This window comes from Gemmobacter serpentinus (assembly GCF_008973825.1).
Classification (GTDB): Bacteria; Pseudomonadota; Alphaproteobacteria; order Rhodobacterales; family Rhodobacteraceae; genus Gemmobacter; species Gemmobacter serpentinus.
The window spans coordinates 1-19828 of the sequence record NZ_WCHR01000016.1 but is presented as its reverse complement, the minus strand read 5'-3'; the positions used below and the strand labels follow the sequence as shown (position 1 = coordinate 19828).

Genomic DNA, 19828 nt, shown 5'->3' with positions numbered 1-19828 from the left:
ATGCCTGCTCAGAACTTGTGCGAGAGCGAGAGTGAGGCACGGCGCTCTTCGCCATAATAGCAGCCCGTCGCATCCTGGCAGGAGCTGACATAGACCTTGTCCGTCAGGTTGGTGACCGCAAAGTTGGCCTTCCAGCTATCGGTGAACTCGTAGCTCACCCCCGCATCCAGCAGCAGCGCCGAAGGCACGCGCAGGGTATTGGCATTGTCTGCCCAGCTGGAACCCAGATAGCGCAGGCCACCGCTCAGGGTCAGGCCCTGCACCGTTTCGGGGCTGAAATCGACTTTCAGCGTCGCCATGTCCTCGATGGCGATATAGGGCGTGTTGCCGATGATCGCCGCATTGATGTCGTCCTTGATGCGGATGTCCATCGTGGTTGCCGAGGCGCTGACCTTCAGACCATTGCCGAAGTCATGCTGTGCTTCAAGCTCGACGCCCTTGGAGGCAACGCGACCGATCTGGAAGTAGTCATACCCCGCACCGTTCCACTGCGACTGCGAGATATTCTCGCGGGTCATGTTGAACGCGCTCAATGTGATCATGGTGCTTTCGCTCGGCGCCCATTTCACCCCGACTTCGGCCTGATGGCCGGTTTCGGGCGGCGTGCTGTTGCCTGCGGTGTTGGTCACGACCTGCGGGTTGAAATAGGTCGACCCCGAGGCATAGACTGTCAGGCCATTATTAAATTCCTTGGCCAGACCGATGCGCCCGGTGGTTTCACCATCCTTGCGACGTGAGCCGGGGGTCCCCAAGGTGCGGTCATCGCTGACACGCGTGCGGGCAATGTCGTGACGCAGGTTCAGCGTGGCAATCCAGCCATCGCCCCAACGCAGCTGGTCCTGGGCATAGATGCCGAACTGGGTTTGGTTCACCACGTTGTCGGCATAGGGGGTTGTCGGGCTCAGAACCGTATTGGCGGCATAGTCCGGGTTCGCGATGGACAGCGCAGTGACAGACCCGCTGCCCTGAACCTGATCCAGTTCAAACCACTTGGCATCAAGACCGAACATCAGGCGATGCTCTACACCTCCGGTCTGGAAGGTGTTTTCCAGCCGCAGATCGTTCAGGAGGGTGCGGGTTTCCGACTGGTGCTGGAAGAAGATCCGCGACAGGGTCGCCGGGTTGTTCGGCGTGGGTGAGAATCCCCAGGGTGCGGTATTGTAGCCGTAGGAATAGACCGTGCTCTCATCAACATCGGACCAGCCGAAACGGGTGTTGTTCACCAGACGCCAGCCGCCGTCGAAATTATGCGAGATTTCCGAGGACAGGGTGAACTGGTCGCGTTTGTACCAGTCATAGGCCGGAACACCAGAATTGAAATCGCGGTCGATCTTGCCGTAGGGCGCATCGACAACCGTGCCAATGTAGGGCAGCCAGCCACCACCGACGTGATCTTCATCGATCTTGGTGTAGGTTGCGGACAGATTGACCTGGGTGCCGCCATCCAGCGAGAAGGCGATCGAAGGTGCAAGATAGACGCGGGCACCCGGATCGAAAACCCCCATGTCGTCGGTGCGCTCCACCTTGCCGATGAACCGCCAGGACAGATCGCTTGCCGTCACACCCTGACGGTCGGTTTCCAGCCAGACGCGGCCCGAACTGTCGACGCCTAGGGTGTCGGTGCCGCCGGGGGTGTCCGTCGGACGTTTGGACACCATGTTGACGATGCCACCGGGATTGGAGGCCCCGTAAAGCGCCGAGGACGGGCCGCGCAGCACTTCGATCCGCTCAAGACCGGCGGGATCAATATAAAAGCCGCCAAAGCCGTAGGAATAGGACGGCAGGCCGTCGACAAAGGCCCCCGTCGAGGTGCCGGAGAAGCCGCGCACGAAAAACCAGTTGGTGTCGCTGTCATAGCCATAGGGCTGCGCCTGCACACCCGCCGAATAGGCCAGTGCCGCATCGACCTTGCTGATATTGCCTGCCGCGATCGCCTCGGCACCGATGACCGACACCGATTGCGGGATCTCGCTCAGCTTGGTGGCGGTCTTGGCACCGGTCGTGGTTGTCGGATCGGCCTGACCGCCAACCGGGCCGGTGCCGGTATCAGTGATCTGACCTTCAAGAACCACCTCTTCCAATGTTGTGACCGGGGCGGTTTGCGCAAAGCCCGCGATGGGCGCAAGCAGCGCCACGATCGCGGTCTGACCCAGAAGGCGGCGGGTCATGGAGGAGGTGTTTGTCATTTCAATCCTGTTCGCTCGTCACGGGGCCGCCCGAGAGACCCGGCAGCACAATTGCCGAGTAATTAAGTCGGGTTCGCGCATCCTGCTTGTCGGATCCTGCCGTCAGTTGAAGGCTTCTGCTGCAAATGCAGCCATATGGCGCTTGCGCCAGGCGGCTGGCGGCATCCCATGCAGAGCGCGGAAGGCGCGGGTCAGGTGCGACTGGTCGGTGAAGCCGGTGGCCGCGGCGATCTCGGCCAGCGAGGCATCGGCATCGCGCTGCATCAGGGTTGCGGCGGCCTTGATCCGGCGCGAGATCTGCCACTTCAGCGGACTTTGCCCGGTGCTCTGCTTGAAGGCATGGGCAAACCAGCTTTCCGACAACCCGGCGGCTTCGGCCATTTCGGCCACGCTGGGCGGATGGTCCAGCCGCGTATCGACCAGCCGCGCCACCGCCTGCACCTGATGTGGCGCAAGGCTTTGGCGCGCGCCGGGCAGATCCTCTTCGGGCATCGCTTCGAAAATCTCGGCCAGCGTTGCCAGAAGCAATCCCTCCAGCATCAGCGCGGATCGGGTGGGCTGGGCAATCTCATGCGCCAGAAGCCGGGTCAGATCATGGATGCGGCTGCCGCGATCCAGAAAGACCGGCTGATCCAGACTGCGGCGCAGCGTCAGGCCGCTGAGCCGTTTGCGCAGCGGCGTCTGTTCCAGATGCAGGTCGACATGCGAGAAGCGCCGCGCCTGCGACATCTGCGACCGCATCGGCATATGGGCAGGCACGAACAGCGCGCTGACGCCTTTGCGGGGGGCATTGCCCTCGAAGAACGTGATGGCAGATGCTGCGTCTTCGTCAAACAACACGATGCGGGGATAGGGCGCTATGTAGAATCCGCGGCCACCCTCTTCGCCCTTGGCGTGCCAGAGATCGGCGATGACACCGTTCCAGCGTCGGAAATGCAATGGGCTGACGGCTTGGATGCCGCTCAACTCTGCCGTCATGGCTGGCGCAAAACCCATCCGCGTGCGGCCCTTTTCCCGGAATGCGCGTCGCGGTCTGGCTGCGCGATAAGGTGACTGTTTTCATTGGTTATATGGAAAATGACGGATTCGCGCAACGGCATGGCCCGCAGGACGAGCCGGGCCTGTGGCAAGATCGACACGCCAGTTGCACATGCGGGCAGGTCAGACCGCCCGGGCGGGCTCGTTTTTCAGCAGCAGAAGCAGGGCCGCGATGGTCAGCACCACCCCCAGAAGCGTGATGGCGGGCGGCAGTTCATGGCCAAGCGCGATCTCCCACAGGATGACCCAGCTGGGCACCAGATAGGTATAGGCCATGACCTTGGCCGCGGGCAGGCGCAGGGCGGCATATTGCAGCGCCACGAAGGTCAGGGCGGTGGCGGCGATGGCGACATAGATCAGGCAGATCCAGACGATGGCGGGCAGGGCGGCCCAGTCGGTTTCCAGCACTTCGCGCCCGCCATAGCCGAGCAGCAGCAGGAAGCCCGCAACCATCATCCCGAAGGTGAAGACCACCGGCGCCTCGCCCCGGTTCCATTTGCGCACCAAGGGGGCATAAAGCGCATGTGCCGCGCAGCCCCAGAAATAGATCACTTCGCCGCGCCCGATCTCCAACCGCAACAGCGCGCTGATATCGCCGCGAAAGATCACCCATGCCGCACCAAGCGCGCCAAGCAGCAGCGCGCCGCCCATGCGCGGCGTCAGGTGCTGGCGCAGCGTCAGCCAGCCAAAGCCCGCCGCCATCAGGGGCGTCAGGGTGAAGACGGCGGCAGCCGAGACGGCGGCGGCGGTTTTCAGCCCTTCGAACATCAGAACGAAATAGGCCGCCATCAGCCCGCCCAGAAGGATATAGCGCCAGGGCGCGCGAAAGGCCGCCCGCGTGACCTTGCCCCCGGCAAAGGCGGCAGCCCCCACCAAGGCCCCTGCCAGCGCAAAGCGCGGCACGGTCAGCGCCACCGGGTCGATCAGCGGCGCGGCCAGCCGCCCCAGCGAGAACGATCCTGCCACCAGCGCCGAAAAGGTGAGCATTGCCAGATGCCCGCGGTGATGCGCGGCAAGGGTCATACCCCGGCCCAGCCCGCCGCAGCCTGACGCAGATGGGTAAGGAAGGTCTGCACCTTCAACGTGCGATGCAGATCGACATGGGTCACGATCCACAGGGGCGCGTCCCAATCGCTCTGGCTGGGCATCACCTCGACCAGATCGGGGTCATTGGCGGCCAGCCGCACCGGCAGGAAGCCAAGGCCAAGGCCGGATTGGACTGCCTGCGCCGTGGCCTCCGGCTCGGTCGCACGGAAGGAGATGGATTCCTCCGGCACATGGGCGCGGAGCCAGCGATAGAACGGCGCGCGGCTGTCGAGATTGTCATTGCCGATAAAGCGGTGGCGCGGGAAATCATCAGCGCTTTCGGGCAGGCCATGCGCATCGATATAGCAGCGCGCCGCGTAAAGCGCCGACCGCAGCCGCACCAGCGGTTGCACGACATAATCGGGTTCCTGCGGCTGGGCTCCGGCGCGGATCGCGACATGCGCCTCGCCGTAATCCAGCCGGAACACCCGCATATCCGTCAGGAAGCGGATGATGACCGAAGGATGTGCGCGCTGGAAATCGGAAAAGACCGGCGACAGCAGATCGGCGATCCCGGTGATCGAGGTCACCAGCAATTCGCCCGAGACCCGTTCGCCCTGACCCTTGATGCGGCTGGCCAGTTGCGCGAACTGATCTTCGGTCGCCTGGGCCACACCCAGCAGGTCGCGCCCGGCCTCGGTGGGGGTATAGCCACGGGCGTGGCGTTGGAACAGCTTGGCACCAAGCCGTTTTTCCAGCGCATCGATATGGCGGATCACCGTTGCATGGTGGACGCCAAGCGCCTCGGCCGCGCCGGAAACCGTGCCAAGCCGGGCAACCTGAAACGCCGTGCGGATCTCGTCCCAATTGTCCATGCGCAACCCCTTTGTCCTGACGCGTCAGATTAGCCAGCGGCGGCGCGGCGGCAAGGGCGCATTGTGCGAAGTTGCCCGCCCAATGGAAAAGGGCCAGGAAATCCCGGCCCTTTTCTGTCGGCTCGCGGTGGCTCAGGCCACGTCGAATTCAAGCGGCTTGACTTGCTGGAACATGCCGGTTGCCTCCAGCGTTTCGACCACCTTGGGGTTGATCGCCTGGTCCAGATAGAGAATGGCGATTGCATCGGCCCCGACGCCGGAACGGCCAAGGGTGAAGTTCGCGATGTTCACGCCGTTCTTGCCCATGGTCATGCCCAGCAGGCCGATGATGCCCGGCACGTCCTCATTGGTGGTATACAGCATGTGCTGACCGACCTCGGCATCGATATTGATGCCCTTGATCTGGATGAAGCGCGGCTTGCCATCGGCAAAGCAGGTGCCCGCCACCGAACGCTCGCGCTTGTCGGTGACCATGGTCACTTTCACATAGGCATCGAAGGCACCCGACTTGTCCTGCCGGGTGGTGGAGATCTGGATGCCCTTGTCCTTGGCCACGACCGGGGCCGAAACAAGGTTCACATCCGGGTTATGCGCCTTCAGCACGCCCGCGATCACCGCCTGATTGAGCGCGGCCACGTTCATATCGGCGACCGAGCCATCATAAAGGATGTTGATCGCCTTGATCGGCTCATCGGTCATCTGGCCGATGAAGGCCCCCAGATGCGAGGCAAGTTTGATCCAGGGCCCCATGACGGCGGCCTGTTCGGCGGTCACATTCGGCATGTTCAGCGCGTTTTCAACCGCGCCGGTCAGCAGATAATCCGACATCTGTTCCGCCACTTGCAGCGCAACGTTTTCCTGCGCCTCGGTGGTGGAGGCCCCAAGATGCGGCGTCACCACGACATTGGGGTGGTTGAACAGCACGTTTTCGGTGGCGGGCTCCACCTCGAACACATCCAGCGCGGCACCGGCGACATGGCCGCTGTCCAGCGCATCCTTCAGCGCCGCTTCATCGACCAGACCGCCACGGGCGCAGTTGATGATGCGCACACCCTTCTTGGTCTTGGCGAGGTTTTCTTTCGACAGGATATTGCGGGTCTTGTCGGTCAGCGGCACATGCAGGGTGATGAAATCGGCGCGCGCCAGCAGTTCGTCCAGTTCCACCTTGGTGACGCCAAGCTGTTTTGCCCGCTCTTCCGACAGGAAGGGGTCATAGGCCACGACCTTCATGCGCAGACCAACCGCACGGTCGCAGACGATGCCGCCGATATTGCCGGCACCGATCACGCCGAGGGTCTTGTTGAACAGTTCAACCCCCATGAATTTCGACTTCTCCCATTTCCCGGCATGGGTGGAGGCCGAGGCCTCGGGCAGTTGCCGGGCGATGGCGAACATCATGGCAATGGCGTGTTCAGCGGTGGTGACCGAGTTGCCAAAGGGCGTGTTCATCACGATCACGCCTTTTTTCGACGCGGCCGGGATGTCGACATTGTCGACACCGATCCCGGCGCGGCCCACGACCTTCAGCTTGGTCGCGTTTTCCAGCAGCTTTTCGGTCACCTTGGTGGCCGAACGGATGGCAAGGCCGTCATACTGGTTGATGATTTCAGCCAGCTTTTCCTTGTCCTTGCCGAGCTTCGGCATGTAGTCGACCTCGACGCCACGGTCGCGGAAGATCTGGACGGCGGTTTCGGAAAGTTCATCAGAGACGAGAACGCGGGGGGCCATATCGGGTATCCTCAGGATGCGTTTTGAGAACGGGGTGGAGGGCTGGCCCCCACCCGGATGTCATTCGATGACGGCGCGGCGGTTCAGGCCGCGACAGTCAGCGCCGCGATCTCGGCGTTGAAGGCATATTCGATCCAGGGCATCAGGGCTGCCACATCGGATTGCTCCACCGTGGCACCACACCAGATCCGCAGACCGGCAGGGGCATCGCGGTAAGCGCCGGCATCAAACGCCACGCCCTCTTTCTCCAGCCGCTTGGCCACGTTCTTGGCGAAGGTGGCACCATCGGTGATGCGCGGATCGGTGAATTTCAGACAGACCGAAGTGCAGGAGGCAATCTCGGGCCGCACCGCCAGGTTGGCGATCCAGTCCTTGTCCGCGATGAAGTCGGCAATGGTCTTGGCATTGGCCTCTGACCGCGCGATCAGGCCTTGCAGCCCGCCAATGGTTTGCGACCATTTCAGCGCGACAAGGTAATCCTCGACGCAAAGCATGGAAGGCGTGTTGATGGTCTCGCCCACGAAGATGCCTTCGGAAATCTTGCCCTTGGAGGTCAGGCGGAAGATCTTCGGCAGCGGCCATGTGGGGGTATAGGTCTCCAGCCGCTCCACCGCGCGGGGGCTCAGGATCAGCACGCCATGGCCACCCTCGCCGCCCAGCACTTTCTGCCAGGAGAAGGTGGTGACATCCAGCTTGTCCCAGGGCAGGTCCATGGCAAAGGCGGCGCTGGTTGCGTCACAGATGGTCAGGCCGGCGCGATCGGCCGGGATCGCATCGCCATTGGGCAGCCGGCAGCCCGAGGTGGTGCCGTTCCAGGTGAAGACGACATCGGAATTGAAATCGACGGTGGTGAAATCGACGATCTCGCCATAGGGCGCTTTCTGCACCTTGGCATCCAGCTTCAGCTGTTTCACCACATCGGTGACCCAGCCCTCACCGAAGGATTCCCACGCCAGCATTTCCACCGGGCGCGCGCCTAGCAGGGACCACAGCGCCATCTCGACGGCGCCGGTATCAGAGGCGGGCACGATGCCGATGCGGTAATCCGCAGGCACGCCCAGAATGTCGCGGGTGAGGTCGATCGCCTCTTTCAGTTTCGCCTTGCCAATGGCCGCACGGTGCGAGCGACCCAAGGGCGCATCAGCAAGCATGTCGAGCGAAAAGCCGGGGATCTTGGCGCAGGGGCCAGAGGAAAAACGCGGATTGGCCGGGCGCGTTGCCGGGGCGATCAGATCAGCCATGGTATCCTTCCAGATATAAGCCTCTCGTTGGGGAGAGGTGTCCCGCCGCCGTGTTTATGGGAGTTGCCAGAGTCGCGCAAGCCGGAAAAGTGTCGTTATTTTCCTGAGATGGGGCGTAATTTCCCCAGTTCGCCTCGCGTTTGCGGCGGGGCGATATGCGGCCCCTGCGGGTAGCGCGGTGCAGGGTGCGGCGACCAGCACCCCCGCGCGGCAAGACGATCTGTGGCCCCTGCGCGTAGAGGGCTAGGGGGGCTCAGCTTGGGCCGGACCACATTTTCGAACGTGGCCCCTGCGCAGAACGTGCCAGTGTCACGCGGCGGCGCGGACCCTATACTGCCTCGCTGCGGCCCATGCGGGTAGCGGGGCAGGGGGCTTGGGTGTATTCTGACTTGAATTGTCGGGATTCGCTGATATGAACGCGCAGCGGATCCGAAATCTCCGTTGCGCAGGTGTCGCCAGCCTCGAAGAAGGTCAGCCAAAACAGCGCCCGCCGCCTTGTCGCGAAAGGAAGCCCCATGGCTGACAGCCCCGCCCCGCGCGCGCTTTCCGCAGCCGAGATACGTGCGCGCAGGCTTCAGGACAGCAAGACCCGGGCCCGTGATTTTGCGGAAAGCATTGGGATTTCCGAAGGTGAGCTTGTCTCGGCGCATGTGGGTGAGGGTGTAACGCCGATCCGGGCGCTGCCCGATGCGCTGATCCCGATGGTGGGCCGCATGGGCGAGGTGATGGCGCTGACCCGTAACCGCTCTGCCGTGCATGAGCGGGTGGGGGTTTATGAACCCTACACCGATGGTATCCATGCCGCGATGGTCACCGGGTCCGAGATTGATCTGCGGATCTTTCCGGCGCATTGGGTGCATGGCTTTGCCGTGCAAGAGGGCGAGAAGCGCAGCCTGCAGATCTTTGATGCCCATGGCGATGCGGTTCACAAGATCCATCTGCGCGACAGCTCCGACCATGCGGCGTTTGACGCGCTGGTGACGGCGCTGCGCATCGATCCGGTGCCGATGGTGGTGACGCCGCGTGCGCCCGTGCCGAGCGCCAAAGCCGATGTGACCCGGTCAGATGAACTGCGCAGCGAATGGGCGCGCATGACCGACACCCACCAGTTCCTGCGCATGGTGCAGCGGCTGAAGATGAACCGCCTTGGCGCCAATCGCATTGTCGGTGCCCCTTGGGCGCGGGCTCTGTCTGTCGAAGCCGTGCATATGGCGCTGCAAGGGGCTGCCGAACAGGCGATCCCGGTGATGATCTTTGTCGGCAATATGGGCTGTATCCAGATCCATGGCGGGCGGATTGAAAAGCTGGTGCCGATGGGGCCGTGGATCAATGTGATGGATCCACGCTTCAATCTGCACTTGCGCGCCGATCACATCACCGAGGCCTGGGCGGTGCGCAAGCCGACCCGCACCGGCGATGCCATCTCGGTCGAGGCGTTTGACGCCGATGGCGCGCTGATCCTGCAAATCTTCGCCTGGCGCAAGGATGTGCCGGCGGAGCCGTGGAATGACCTTGTGAACACCCTGCCCGGAGCCCCGGAATGACCCGCCTCAAGACACGCCTTGCCTTTGCTGCCCTTGCGTTTTCCGCGCTGACTTTGCCCGCCATGGCAGATCCCTCGCGGATTGTCGGCCTCGGTGGCACGGTATCGGAGATCGTGGCGGCCCTTGGCCAAGACAGCCGGATGGTGGCGCGCGACAGCACCTCTACCTTCCCCGAAAGTCTGGCCGCGCTGCCCGATGTGGGCTATGTCCGCGCGCTGTCGCCCGAGGGCGTGCTGTCGTTGGAGCCTGACCTGATCCTGGCGGATGAGGGCGCGGGCCCTGCGGAAACCGTCGATGTGCTGAAAGCCTCGGGCGTGCCTTATGTCGTAGTGCCCGACAGTTTTGCGCCCGACGGGATCGCCAAGAAGATCGAGGTGATCGGCGCGGCGCTTGGCCAGCAGACTGCTGCGGCCGAGCTTGCCGCCAGGGTCGATGCCGGTCTGGCGGAGGCGCGCGCCAAGGCCGATGCGATCGGCACGAAGAAGAGTGTGCTGTTCATCCTGACGCTGCAAGGCGGGCGGGTGATGGCGGCGGGCGAGGGATCCTCGGCCGAGGCGATCATCCATCTGGCCGGTGGCGTCAATGCTGCGACCGGCTTTCAAGGCTACAAGCCGATGACGGATGAGGCAGTTCTGGCCGCCGCCCCGGATGCGATCCTGATGATGGACCGCGAAGGGCCGCGCACCGTCAGCAATGACGATGTGAAGGCGCTGCCCGCCTTGGCAGAAACCCCGGCGGTGAAATCCGATGCGATCATCCGCATGGACGGGTTGAAACTGCTGGGCTTTGGTCCGCGCACACCTGAGGCCGCGAACGAGTTGCGCGCCGCCCTTTACGGCCAGTGATCGGAGAGGCCGGGCGCGATGGTGGCAGAGATCAGCCTTCCGGTTGCAGGAGACCGCAATGCCCGTGCGCTGCGGGCCAGCTGGCTTCTGGTCGGGCTGGTGCTGATTGCCTGTGTCGCGGCGCTTGATCTGGGGGCCTCCTCGGTCTCGCTGCATGATGTGATCGCCACCCTGCTGCGCGGCGAGACGTTAAGCGCGCGTGACCGCCTGATCCTGCTGGAAATTCGGCTGCCCCGGCTGGTGCTGGGCTTGATGATCGGGGCGGCGCTTGGGGTGTCCGGCGCGCTGATGCAGGGGCTGTTCCGCAACCCGCTGGCCGATCCCGGTATCGTGGGGGTGGGTGCCGGTGCCGGGCTGGGGGCGGTTCTGGCCATCGTGCTGGGCGGGATTATCGGTTTCGTCTCGCCCTGGTCGGTGCCGATTGCGGCCTTTGCTGGCGGCTGGGTTTCGGTGCTGCTGCTTTACCGCATTGCCACGCGCAGCGGGCGCACATCGGTCGCCACGCTGCTGCTGGCCGGTGTGGCGCTGGCCGCCTTGGCGGGCGCGGTGACCGGCGTGTTGATCTTTGTTGCCGATGACCAGCAATTGCGCGACCTGACCTTCTGGTCGATGGGGTCGCTTGCGGGGGCGAGCTGGGCCAAGGCGATGCTGGCCGCGCCCTTCATCCTGCCGGTTCTGCTGCTGGCACCGCGCCTTGGCCGGGGCCTGAATGCGCTGGCCTTGGGCGAGGCGGCGGCGCGACATATCGGTCATCCGGTGGAGAAGATCAAAACCCGTGCCATCCTTGGGGTGGCGGCGGCAACCGGGGCGGCTACGGCCGCCGCCGGGGGCATCGGCTTTATCGGCATCGTGGTGCCGCATCTGCTGCGCCTGTCGACCGGGCCGGATCATACTCGCCTGCTGCCCAATGCGGCCCTGCTGGGGGCGGCGCTGCTGGTCGGGGCCGATACGCTGGCGCGGCTGCTGGTGGCCCCGGCAGAGCTGCCCATCGGCATTATCACCGCCGTTCTGGGTGCGCCGGTCTTCCTGTGGATCCTGCTGCGCCAATCCGGATGGGAGGCATAGGATGCTGATCGCCCGCAATGTATCCGTCAGCCTGTCGCGCCGCCCCGTGCTGCATGGTGTGGATTTCACCGCCCGCCCGGGCGAGGTGACGGCGATTGTCGGCCCGAATGGGTCCGGCAAGACCACGCTGCTGCGCGCGCTGTCGGGCGATCTGCACTTTTCGGGTGAGGCCAGGCTGAACGGCCAGCCCGTCGATGGCACGCCGCCGTGGAAGATGGCCGCGCTGCGCGCCGTGCTAGCACAGGCGACGCAGGTGGGCTTTCCCTTCACCGTGCTGGAGGTGGTGCGCCTTGGCCTGACCGCAAGCGCCGGGCGCGAGACCGATCCGCGCGCGGCCTTGGCGCGGGTGGGCCTTGCGGGCTATGAGGCGCGACTGTTCCCTGAATTGTCGGGGGGCGAGCAGGCGCGTGTCCATCTGGCCCGCGTGCTGGTGCAATTGGGGGCTGCGACCGGCCCTGATGGGCCACGCTGGCTGTTTCTGGATGAACCCGTGGCGGCCCTCGATATCGGGCATCAGTTGCAGGTGATGCAGCTGGTCCACGATTTTGCCCGTCAGGGCGGCGGCGTGATTGCCGTCATGCATGACCTGAACCTGACGGCCCAATTCGCCGCCTCCACCGCACTGATGGCTGGGGGGCGGCTGGTCGGGCAAGGTCCGACCGAAACCGTGTTGACTGATGATGCCTTGAGCTCAGCCTATCGCTGTCCGATCCGATTGAACCGCGCGCCCGAAAATGGCCGCTGGTTCCTGCCCCAGATGGCTGGCCTTCTGCCAGTCTGAACCCTTGACGATCCGAGTTTGCCCATGCGCCTGCCTGCCCTGATCCTTGCCACCCTTGTCCTGCCGCTGCCGCTCATGGCGCAGGACCAACCGCCTGCGGCCCCCGTGACCGAGGCCCCGGCACTGGCGGCCCCTGCGGTCCCCGAAACCGCCCCCGCGCTGGCGACCCCGGCTGCACCTGTGGCCCCGGTGTCCGAGGATGCGCCGGTGCGCCTGCCGGGGCAGGGTGAGGCCACCGCACAACCCGCAGACACCGGCACAGCCACGGGCGCAAGCCCGTTGGCACAGCCGGGTGTCGCGCTGGCTGACGCAGCCCAACCCGGCGGCGCGGCCTCCGCGCAGGCGGCAACCACTGTGACCCCGGGCATGACCACCGCGACACCAGAGGTTGCCACGCCTGCGGCCCCCGCTGCGGGCCTTGTCGCCCATGACCTGACCCCGATGGGCATGTATGAACAGGCGCATTGGGTGGTGAAGGCGGTCATGCTGTCGCTGCTTTGGGCCTGTTTCGTGACCTGGACGGTCTGGCTTTACAAGACGGTCGAAATCTTCTTTGCCAAGCGTGCCCTGCGCCATAGCCACCGTGTGCTGCATGGCGATGCAAGCCTTGCCGCCGCCGCCCAAAGCCTGTCGGGCCGTCGCGATCCGGTTTCGGTCATGGCGCGCGCCGTGGCGGATGAGCTGAGCCGCTCCGCCGCAGCGCTGGATGCGGCAGGCAATGCGGGTGTGAAGGAACGTGCCACCTCACTGGTGGAACGGCTTGAGGCGCAATCGACCGCCAGTATCCGTCGCGGCACCGGCCTTCTGGCCACGATCGGCTCCACCGCGCCCTTTGTCGGGCTGTTCGGCACGGTCTGGGGGATCATGAACTCGTTCATCGGGATCGCCGAAACCAAGACCACCAACCTGGCCGTCGTGGCCCCCGGGATCGCCGAGGCGCTGCTGGCCACCGCCATCGGTTTGATCGCGGCCATTCCGGCAGTGGTGATCTACAACTTCTTTGCGCGCTCCATCGCGGGCTATCGTCAGGCCTTGGGCGATGCGGGTGCCACGGTGCTGCGGCATCTGAGCCGCGATCTCGACTATCGGAAGGTATGATCCATGGCCGGCGGTATTCGCGAGAATGACGATCTGGAAGAGGCGCACGAGATCAATGTGACGCCCTTCATCGATGTGATGTTGGTGCTGCTGATCATTTTCATGGTGGCGGCACCGCTGTCGACGGTCGATGTGCCGGTGAATCTGCCGCAGGCCGGGGTGCCCCCGGCAGAGCGCCCGGACGAGCCGTTGATCGTGACGCTGCAGGAGGATCTGACGGTCAATCTGGGCAATGCCCCGATCCCGCGCGAGGCGCTGGCGGCGCAATTGATGACGGCAGCAGGTGGCAAGCCCGAAACCCGTATCTATCTGCGCGCCGACAAGGCGGTCTCCTACGGGGATCTGATGGCTGTGATGACGCTGTTGCGCGATGGTGGCTTTCGTCAGGTTGCGCTCATGGCTGAGGAGGCGTCACCGTGACGGATTGGAGCGAATACCTCGTCCGTGGTCGCCGCAAGGCCGAAACGTTGTTCTGGCTGGTTTCGGCCTCGGTCGTCGCCTTGGCAGTGCTGGCCACAGCGGCGCTGGCCACCTGGCTGGACCTGACAGCGGGCAAGGACAATGCGCTTGAAAACGCGGTTCTGGTGGAACTGGACAGTTTGCCCCCGGTGGAGGCACTGGCCGAGATCCCCGAGGTTCCGCAGCCCGAGGCGGCGACCGATCTGCCCGATGAGCTGGAGCCCGAGCCGGTGGTGGAGGACACCCCTCCGGAGATGACCCAGGATACCCCGCCCGAGCCGGAGGTCGCGCCCGAGCCGCCCAAGCCCGAGGTGGCCGACGCGCTGCCGCAGGTCGCACCGGAGCCGCCGCCGGTGCAGAAGGCCGAGGTGAAGCCGGAGCCCAAGCCCGAACCGAAACCGGAACCCAAGCCGAAGCCGCAGAAAAAGCCCAAGCCCGTCCGCAAGGCCGAGACCAAGCCGGAACCGCAGGCCAAGCCGCAGGAAAGCCAGGCTGGTCGTGCCGGGTCACAGGCACCCAAAGGGGCGGCAACGGCCTCGCAGCGGGCCAAATGGCACGCCCGGGTGCAGGGTCAGCTGGCGCGCCAGCTGAAGAAGAAAAGTTTTGGCGCGAAGGGCCTCACCCTGTCCCTGCTTGTGACGGTGAACGGATCGGGTGCGATCACCGGCATCACTTTGGCGGGATCAAGCGGCAATACCAAGATCGACAATGCGGTGCTGGCGCAGGCGCGTCGTTTGGGATCGGTCGCGGCCCCGCCGGATGGCAAGGGTGACCGGCTGAAACTGCCGGTGACGGTGCAGTAAGCCAGGCCTGTCTGCCGGTCAAACCTGTCTGGGATGCGATGGCCCTAAAGCGGCCATTGCGCCGCAGCCTCGGCCACCACCAGATCGCGCAGATGGATCGCGACCGGCGAGAGCGGCCTGCGTTTCAGGCTGAGCAGGTAATAGGGCGACACGCGGATCTCGCGTGGCATCGGCAGCGCCACCATCCGGGCGCTGACCGGGGCCTCTGTCAGCAGTTGCGCCACCTCTTCCGACATGGCAGCGATGGCGTTGGTCTGCGACAGATAGGCGATCATGAACAGCAGCGACGGGCTGTTGACGATGTTGCGCGGCTCACTCAGGCCGATATCGGCAAAGGCCTCCAGCGTCGCCTCGCGGATCGGGGCACCGCGTTCCTGCATGATCCATTCGTAATCGGCCAGTTGGGTCAACGTGATCGAGGCGGATCGTGCCAGAGGATGCTCCTGCCGCACCAGCAGCGCCAGTTTCTCGTCGCGCATCGGATGCACGTCGAACTGGCGGCTGTCAAATTCGGGCAGCATCCGGCCCAGAACAAAATCGGTTTCGCCCGCCGCAAGTTGCCGCAGCAATTCGCGCGATGGAGCAACATCGACCGTGACCTTGGATTCGGGGGCCGCGCGTTTCAGCGTATGGATTGCGGGCACCAGCAGACCCACCGCCGGGCCGGTTACCGCGCCCACCCGCACCGTGCCACCAGATCCTTCGGCCAGGGCTTGCACCTCGGCGGCCATGCTGCGCATTTCGCGCAGGATGGCGCGGGCGCGGCGGATCACCACCAGCCCGGCTTCGGTCGCATCCATCCCCTTGGGGCGGCGGATGAACAGCATCGCACCCGCCATCCGCTCGATCTCGGCCAACATGCGCGAGGCGGCGGGCTGGGTCATCGCCACCGCATCGGCGGCCATCTGCAACTGCCGGTGTTCGGCGATTTCAACGATCAGTCGAAGCTGCGCGGGTTTGAGCGTCAGGATCATGACATACCATTGTTGATATATGGATTACATATAAAGTAATTTTACGGACATGGACATGCAAATTAGAAGAAGATCAAGGTCAGCCGAGTCGACATGATCGCGCTGGTCGAGGGAGGACGGGGCACCGGAGGGGGCCTCATGTCAGGGAGAGACAACATGAAACTGAAATCCGTCGCCGTCGCGCTGGCGATGTGCGCCTCTTTCGTGGCCTATGGGGCTGCCGCCGAAACCGTCGGCATCTCGATGCCGACCAAATCCTCGGCGCGCTGGATCTCCGACGGGGATTCGATGGTCAAGGAATTCCAGGCGGCCGGTTACGAGACCGACCTGCAATATGCCGAAGACGATATCCCGAACCAGCTGGCCCAGATCGAGAACATGATCACCAAGGGCGTGGATGTGCTGGTGATCGCCGCGATTGACGGCACCACCCTGTCCAACGCGCTGGAAAATGCCGCCGCCGCCGACATCAAGGTCATCGCCTATGACCGTCTGATCCGCGACAGCGCCAATGTCGACTATTACGCCACCTTCGATAACTTCAAGGTCGGTGTGCAGCAGGCGACCAGCGTGGTCGACGGGCTGAAAGCGCGTTTCCCCGATGTGAAACCGTGGAATGTCGAACTGTTCGGCGGCAGCCCGGACGACAACAACGCCTATTTCTTCTATGATGGCGCAATGTCGGTGCTGCAGCCGCTGATCGATGATGGCTCCATCGTCATCGGTTCGGGCCAGACCGGCATGGACAAGGTCGGCACCCTGCGTTGGGATGGCGCTGTGGCGCAGGCCCGCATGGATAACCTGCTTTCGGCGAATTACACCGAAAAACATGTGAATGGCGTGCTGTCGCCCTATGATGGTCTGTCGATCGGGATCCTGTCCTCGCTCAAGGGTGTGGGCTATGGTTCGGGCGATCTGTTGATGCCGATCGTGTCGGGCCAAGATGCCGAAGTGCAGTCGGTCAAGTCGATCCTTGCGGGCGAGCAATATTCGACCGTGTTCAAGGACACCCGCGAACTGGCCAAGGTCACCGTGGGGATGGTCGACGCCGTGCTGAAAGGCACCGAGCCGCAGATCAATGACACCACGACCTACAACAATGGCGTGAAAGTTGTGCCCTCCTACCTGCTGGAGCCGGTCAGCGTGGACGCCTCGAACTGGGAAGCTGTGCTGATCGGTTCGGGCTATTACACCAAGGATCAGATCCAGTAAGGCATCCTCCTCCCGGATGCTTTTGGCCGCCTCCCCCTGCCGGGGGGCGGCCTCCCCTTACCGCCAGTTTGGAGGCCAGCCATGTCAGCGCTGCTGGAGATGCGCGCCATCACCAAGACCTTTCCGGGCGTCAAGGCGCTGGATCAGGTGAACCTCGTGGTCCGCAAGGGCGAGATCCACGCGATCTGCGGCGAGAACGGGGCCGGAAAATCCACCTTGATGAAGGTGCTGTCGGGCGTCTATCCGGCGGGCAGCTATGAGGGCGATATCCTGTATGACGGCGCAGTGGCGCAGTTTCGCGGCATCCGCGACAGCGAGGATCGCGGCATCATCATCATTCACCAGGAGCTGGCGCTGGTGCCGCTTCTGTCGATTGCGGAGAACCTGTTTCTCGGCAATGAACGCGCGCAAAGCGGTGTCATCAACTGGCCTGAGACCTTTCGCCAGACCGAGGCCCTGCTGAAAAAGGTGGGCCTGAGCGAAGCACCGGGCGTGCAGGTTGGCAAGCTGGGGGTTGGCAAGCAGCAGTTGGTCGAGATCGCCAAGGCCTTGGCCAAGGATGTGCGCCTGCTGATCCTGGATGAACCCACCGCCGCCCTGTCGGAAAGCGACAGCCAGGCCCTGCTGGATCTGCTGCTGGAGCTGAAGGCGCAGGGCGTGACCTCGATCATCATCAGTCACAAGTTGAACGAGGTGCGGCGCGTGGCCGATAGCGTGACGGTGATCCGCGATGGCACCACCGTCTCCACGCTGGATGCCCATGCCGAACAGATCACCGAAGACCGCATCGTGCGCGACATGGTGGGGCGCGATATGGCGAACCGCTATCCTGAACGGGAACGCCGGGCCGGCGATGTGGTGTTCGAGGTCGCGAACTGGAATGTCTGGCACCCCGAACACGCGGACCGGCAGATCATCCGCAATATCGCGATGAATGTCCGCGCGGGCGAGGTGGTGGGGATCGCGGGCCTGATGGGGTCTGGCCGGACCGAGCTTGCCATGTCGATCTTCGGGCGCAGCTATGGCCGCGCCATCTCTGGCGAGGTGAAGATGGGTGGCAAGCGCGTGGATACCTCCACCGTCAGCCGGGCGATTGATGCGGGCCTTGCCTATGTGACCGAGGATCGCAAATCGCTGGGGCTGATCCTGGATGAGAATATCCGCAAGAACACCAGCCTTGCGAATCTTGCCGGCGTTTCGGCGCGTGGCGTGATCGACGAGAATCGGGAAACGGCCGTGGCCGAGAAATACCGCGCCGCGATGCGCATCCGCACGCCAAGCGTATTCCAGAAGGTCGGCAACCTGTCGGGCGGCAACCAGCAAAAGGTGGTGCTGTCGAAATGGCTGTTCACCGAACCCGAGGTGCTGATCCTCGATGAACCGACGCGCGGCATCGATGTCGGCGCGAAATACGAGATTTACGGGATCATCAACGAACTGTCCGCACAGGGCAAGGCGGTGGTGATGATCTCGTCGGAAATGCCGGAGCTTCTGGGCATGTGCGACCGGATCTATGTGATGAATGAAGGGGCTTTCGTGGGCGAGCTTGCCGCCGCTGACGCCTCGCAAGAGCGCATCATGTCGCTCATCGTGACCGAATAAGGGGGGCCAAGCGATGAACCAATCAGCCAAGGACGGCATCGGCGCCTATCTGGTAAAGCATCTGCGCGAATACGGGCTGCTGTTTGCCCTGATCGCCATCATGGTCTTCTTTCAGGTCGTGACGGATGGCACGTTGCTGAAGCCCGTGAACATCACCAACCTGTTCCTGCAGAACAGCTATATCATCATCATGGCGCTTGGCATGTTGATGGTGATCGTGGCGGGCCATATCGACCTCTCGGTCGGGTCGGTCATGGGCTTTGTCGGCGCGCTGGCGGCGGTGATGATGGTCAGCTGGAACATGCCGGTCTGGATCGTCATCCCGATCTGTCTGGCCGTGGGCGCGCTGATCGGCGCGGCGCAGGGCTATTTCGTGGCCTTCTGGCGCATCCCGTCCTTCATCGTGACGCTGGCGGGAATGCTGGTCTTCCGGGGGCTGTCGCTCTGGCTGCTGGCGGGGCAATCCATCGGCCCCTTCCCCAAAAGCTTTCAGGCGCTGTCGAACGGCTTCATCCCCGATCTGTTCGGGGTCGGCAAACCCAATGTCACGGCGCTTGCGGCGGGTGTCATTGCCGTGGCCGTGCTGATCTGGATGGGGCTGCAAACCCGCGCCCGCAATGCCCGCTACGGCATCGAGGATGAGCCGACCGCGTTTTTCGTGCTGCGCAATGCCATCGTCTCGGCGGGCCTCATGTTCGTGATCTGGAAGCTGTCGGGCTTCCGTGGCCTGCCCAATGTGCTGATTTCGATGGTGGCGCTGACCGTGGTCTATGCCTTCATCACCGAACGCACCACGCTGGGCCGCCGCGTCTATGCCATTGGCGGCAATGAGAAGGCTGCGAAACTGTCGGGCATCAAGACCGAACGGCTGGCCTTTTTCACCTTCATGAATATGGGCTTTCTGGCGGCCCTTGGCGGGCTGGTCTTCGCGGCGCGCCTGAACACCGCCACGCCGAAAGCCGGTTTCGGGGTGGAGCTGGACGTGATCGCCGCCGTCTTCATCGGGGGGGCCTCGATGTCAGGCGGGTCCGGCAAGATCATCGGCGCGGTGGTCGGTGCCTTCATCATGGGCGTGATGAACAACGGCATGTCGATCATGGGCATCGGCATCGATTACCAGCAGGTCATCAAGGGGCTGGTGCTGCTCGCGGCCGTGTTCTTCGACGTCTACAACAAGCAAAAGCAGGGCTGAGCACGCGGCCGGGGCGGTGGCTGCCGCCCCGGCCCCCGCTTGGCCGGAACCTACCCTTACCTCCCGAGGCACAGATGTCCTTCACCCCCGCTCCCTGGCCCCGTCCGCTCCGGTCGCAGCACTGGTATGGGGGGACGTCGCGTGACACGATCTATCATC

At 63.9% G+C, this 19828-nt stretch carries 17 protein-coding genes; 10 read left to right on the top strand and 7 right to left on the bottom strand.

Going from position 1 to position 19828, the window contains the following annotated elements; all coding sequences use genetic code 11:
- Positions 1-8 precede the first annotated feature (8 nt).
- The 6 genes from GBJ34_RS08380 to GBJ34_RS08355 all read right to left on the bottom strand — a co-directional run bounded on the left by GBJ34_RS08380 (position 9) and on the right by GBJ34_RS08355 (position 8094).
- Positions 9-2186: a TonB-dependent siderophore receptor gene (locus tag GBJ34_RS08380; RefSeq protein WP_151718822.1), complete on the bottom strand. Its 2178-nt coding sequence runs from the start codon at positions 2184-2186 to the stop codon at positions 9-11.
- 102 nt (positions 2187-2288) lie between these two features.
- Entirely contained in the window at positions 2289-3182 is an 894-nt protein-coding gene (locus GBJ34_RS08375) for a helix-turn-helix domain-containing protein (RefSeq protein WP_151718821.1), read from the bottom strand.
- Between the two features lie 165 nt (positions 3183-3347).
- Positions 3348-4247, bottom strand: a complete 900-nt coding sequence (locus GBJ34_RS08370) for a DMT family transporter (protein WP_151718820.1) — start codon at positions 4245-4247, stop codon at positions 3348-3350.
- Positions 4244-5131 (bottom strand): LysR family transcriptional regulator, encoded by an 888-nt coding sequence (locus GBJ34_RS08365; protein ID WP_151718819.1) that lies wholly within the window; start codon positions 5129-5131, stop codon positions 4244-4246. The genes GBJ34_RS08370 and GBJ34_RS08365 overlap by 4 nt, the downstream gene beginning before the upstream one ends.
- A 126-nt stretch (positions 5132-5257) precedes the next feature.
- On the bottom strand, positions 5258-6853 hold the full coding sequence (gene serA, locus GBJ34_RS08360; protein ID WP_192931150.1) for a phosphoglycerate dehydrogenase: 1596 nt from the start codon (positions 6851-6853) through the stop codon (positions 5258-5260).
- 83 nt (positions 6854-6936) lie between these two features.
- Complete coding sequence (locus GBJ34_RS08355) at positions 6937-8094, bottom strand: phosphoserine transaminase (RefSeq protein WP_151718817.1); 1158 nt, start codon at positions 8092-8094, stop codon at positions 6937-6939.
- Positions 8095-8609: 515 nt separating this feature from the next.
- On the opposite strand from GBJ34_RS08355, the gene GBJ34_RS08350 reads away from it, so the two are divergent.
- Genes GBJ34_RS08350 through GBJ34_RS08320 form a run of 7 tightly spaced genes read left to right on the top strand, consistent with a single transcriptional unit; the run spans position 8610 to position 14689 of the window.
- Positions 8610-9638, top strand: a complete 1029-nt coding sequence (locus GBJ34_RS08350; protein WP_151718816.1) for a hemin-degrading factor — start codon at positions 8610-8612, stop codon at positions 9636-9638.
- Positions 9635-10483 (top strand): heme/hemin ABC transporter substrate-binding protein, encoded by an 849-nt coding sequence (locus GBJ34_RS08345; RefSeq protein WP_151718815.1) that lies wholly within the window; start codon positions 9635-9637, stop codon positions 10481-10483. The genes GBJ34_RS08350 and GBJ34_RS08345 overlap by 4 nt, the downstream gene beginning before the upstream one ends.
- A gap of 18 nt (positions 10484-10501) precedes the next feature.
- Positions 10502-11548, top strand: a complete 1047-nt coding sequence (locus tag GBJ34_RS08340; RefSeq protein ID WP_151718814.1) for a FecCD family ABC transporter permease — start codon at positions 10502-10504, stop codon at positions 11546-11548.
- Position 11549: 1 nt separating this feature from the next.
- A complete protein-coding gene (locus GBJ34_RS08335) occupies positions 11550-12329 on the top strand; it encodes a heme ABC transporter ATP-binding protein (protein WP_151718813.1) in 780 nt (259 codons plus the stop codon).
- Between the two features lie 24 nt (positions 12330-12353).
- Complete coding sequence (exbB, locus tag GBJ34_RS08330) at positions 12354-13427, top strand: tonB-system energizer ExbB (RefSeq protein WP_151718812.1); 1074 nt, start codon at positions 12354-12356, stop codon at positions 13425-13427.
- 3 nt (positions 13428-13430) lie between these two features.
- Entirely contained in the window at positions 13431-13847 is a 417-nt protein-coding gene (exbD, locus tag GBJ34_RS08325; RefSeq protein ID WP_151718811.1) for a TonB system transport protein ExbD, read from the top strand.
- A complete protein-coding gene (locus GBJ34_RS08320; RefSeq protein WP_151718810.1) occupies positions 13844-14689 on the top strand; it encodes an energy transducer TonB family protein in 846 nt (281 codons plus the stop codon). The genes exbD and GBJ34_RS08320 overlap by 4 nt, the downstream gene beginning before the upstream one ends.
- 44 nt (positions 14690-14733) lie before the next feature.
- Here the strand turns inward: GBJ34_RS08320 and GBJ34_RS08315 are convergent, their stop codons facing one another.
- A complete protein-coding gene (locus tag GBJ34_RS08315) occupies positions 14734-15663 on the bottom strand; it encodes a LysR family transcriptional regulator (RefSeq protein WP_151718809.1) in 930 nt (309 codons plus the stop codon).
- 189 nt (positions 15664-15852) lie between these two features.
- Here GBJ34_RS08315 and chvE point away from each other — a divergent pair, with 189 nt between their 5' ends.
- From chvE to mmsB, 3 genes are all read left to right on the top strand, one after another.
- The gene (gene chvE / locus GBJ34_RS08310) at positions 15853-16875 is read left to right on the top strand and encodes a multiple monosaccharide ABC transporter substrate-binding protein (RefSeq protein WP_226341116.1); all 1023 of its coding nucleotides are present in this window, start codon (positions 15853-15855) and stop codon (positions 16873-16875) included.
- A gap of 81 nt (positions 16876-16956) precedes the next feature.
- The gene (mmsA, locus tag GBJ34_RS08305; RefSeq protein ID WP_151718807.1) at positions 16957-18477 is read left to right on the top strand and encodes a multiple monosaccharide ABC transporter ATP-binding protein; all 1521 of its coding nucleotides are present in this window, start codon (positions 16957-16959) and stop codon (positions 18475-18477) included.
- Positions 18478-18490: 13 nt separating this feature from the next.
- Positions 18491-19669 (top strand): multiple monosaccharide ABC transporter permease, encoded by a 1179-nt coding sequence (gene mmsB / locus GBJ34_RS08300; RefSeq protein WP_151718806.1) that lies wholly within the window; start codon positions 18491-18493, stop codon positions 19667-19669.
- Positions 19670-19828: the final 159 nt, after the last annotated feature.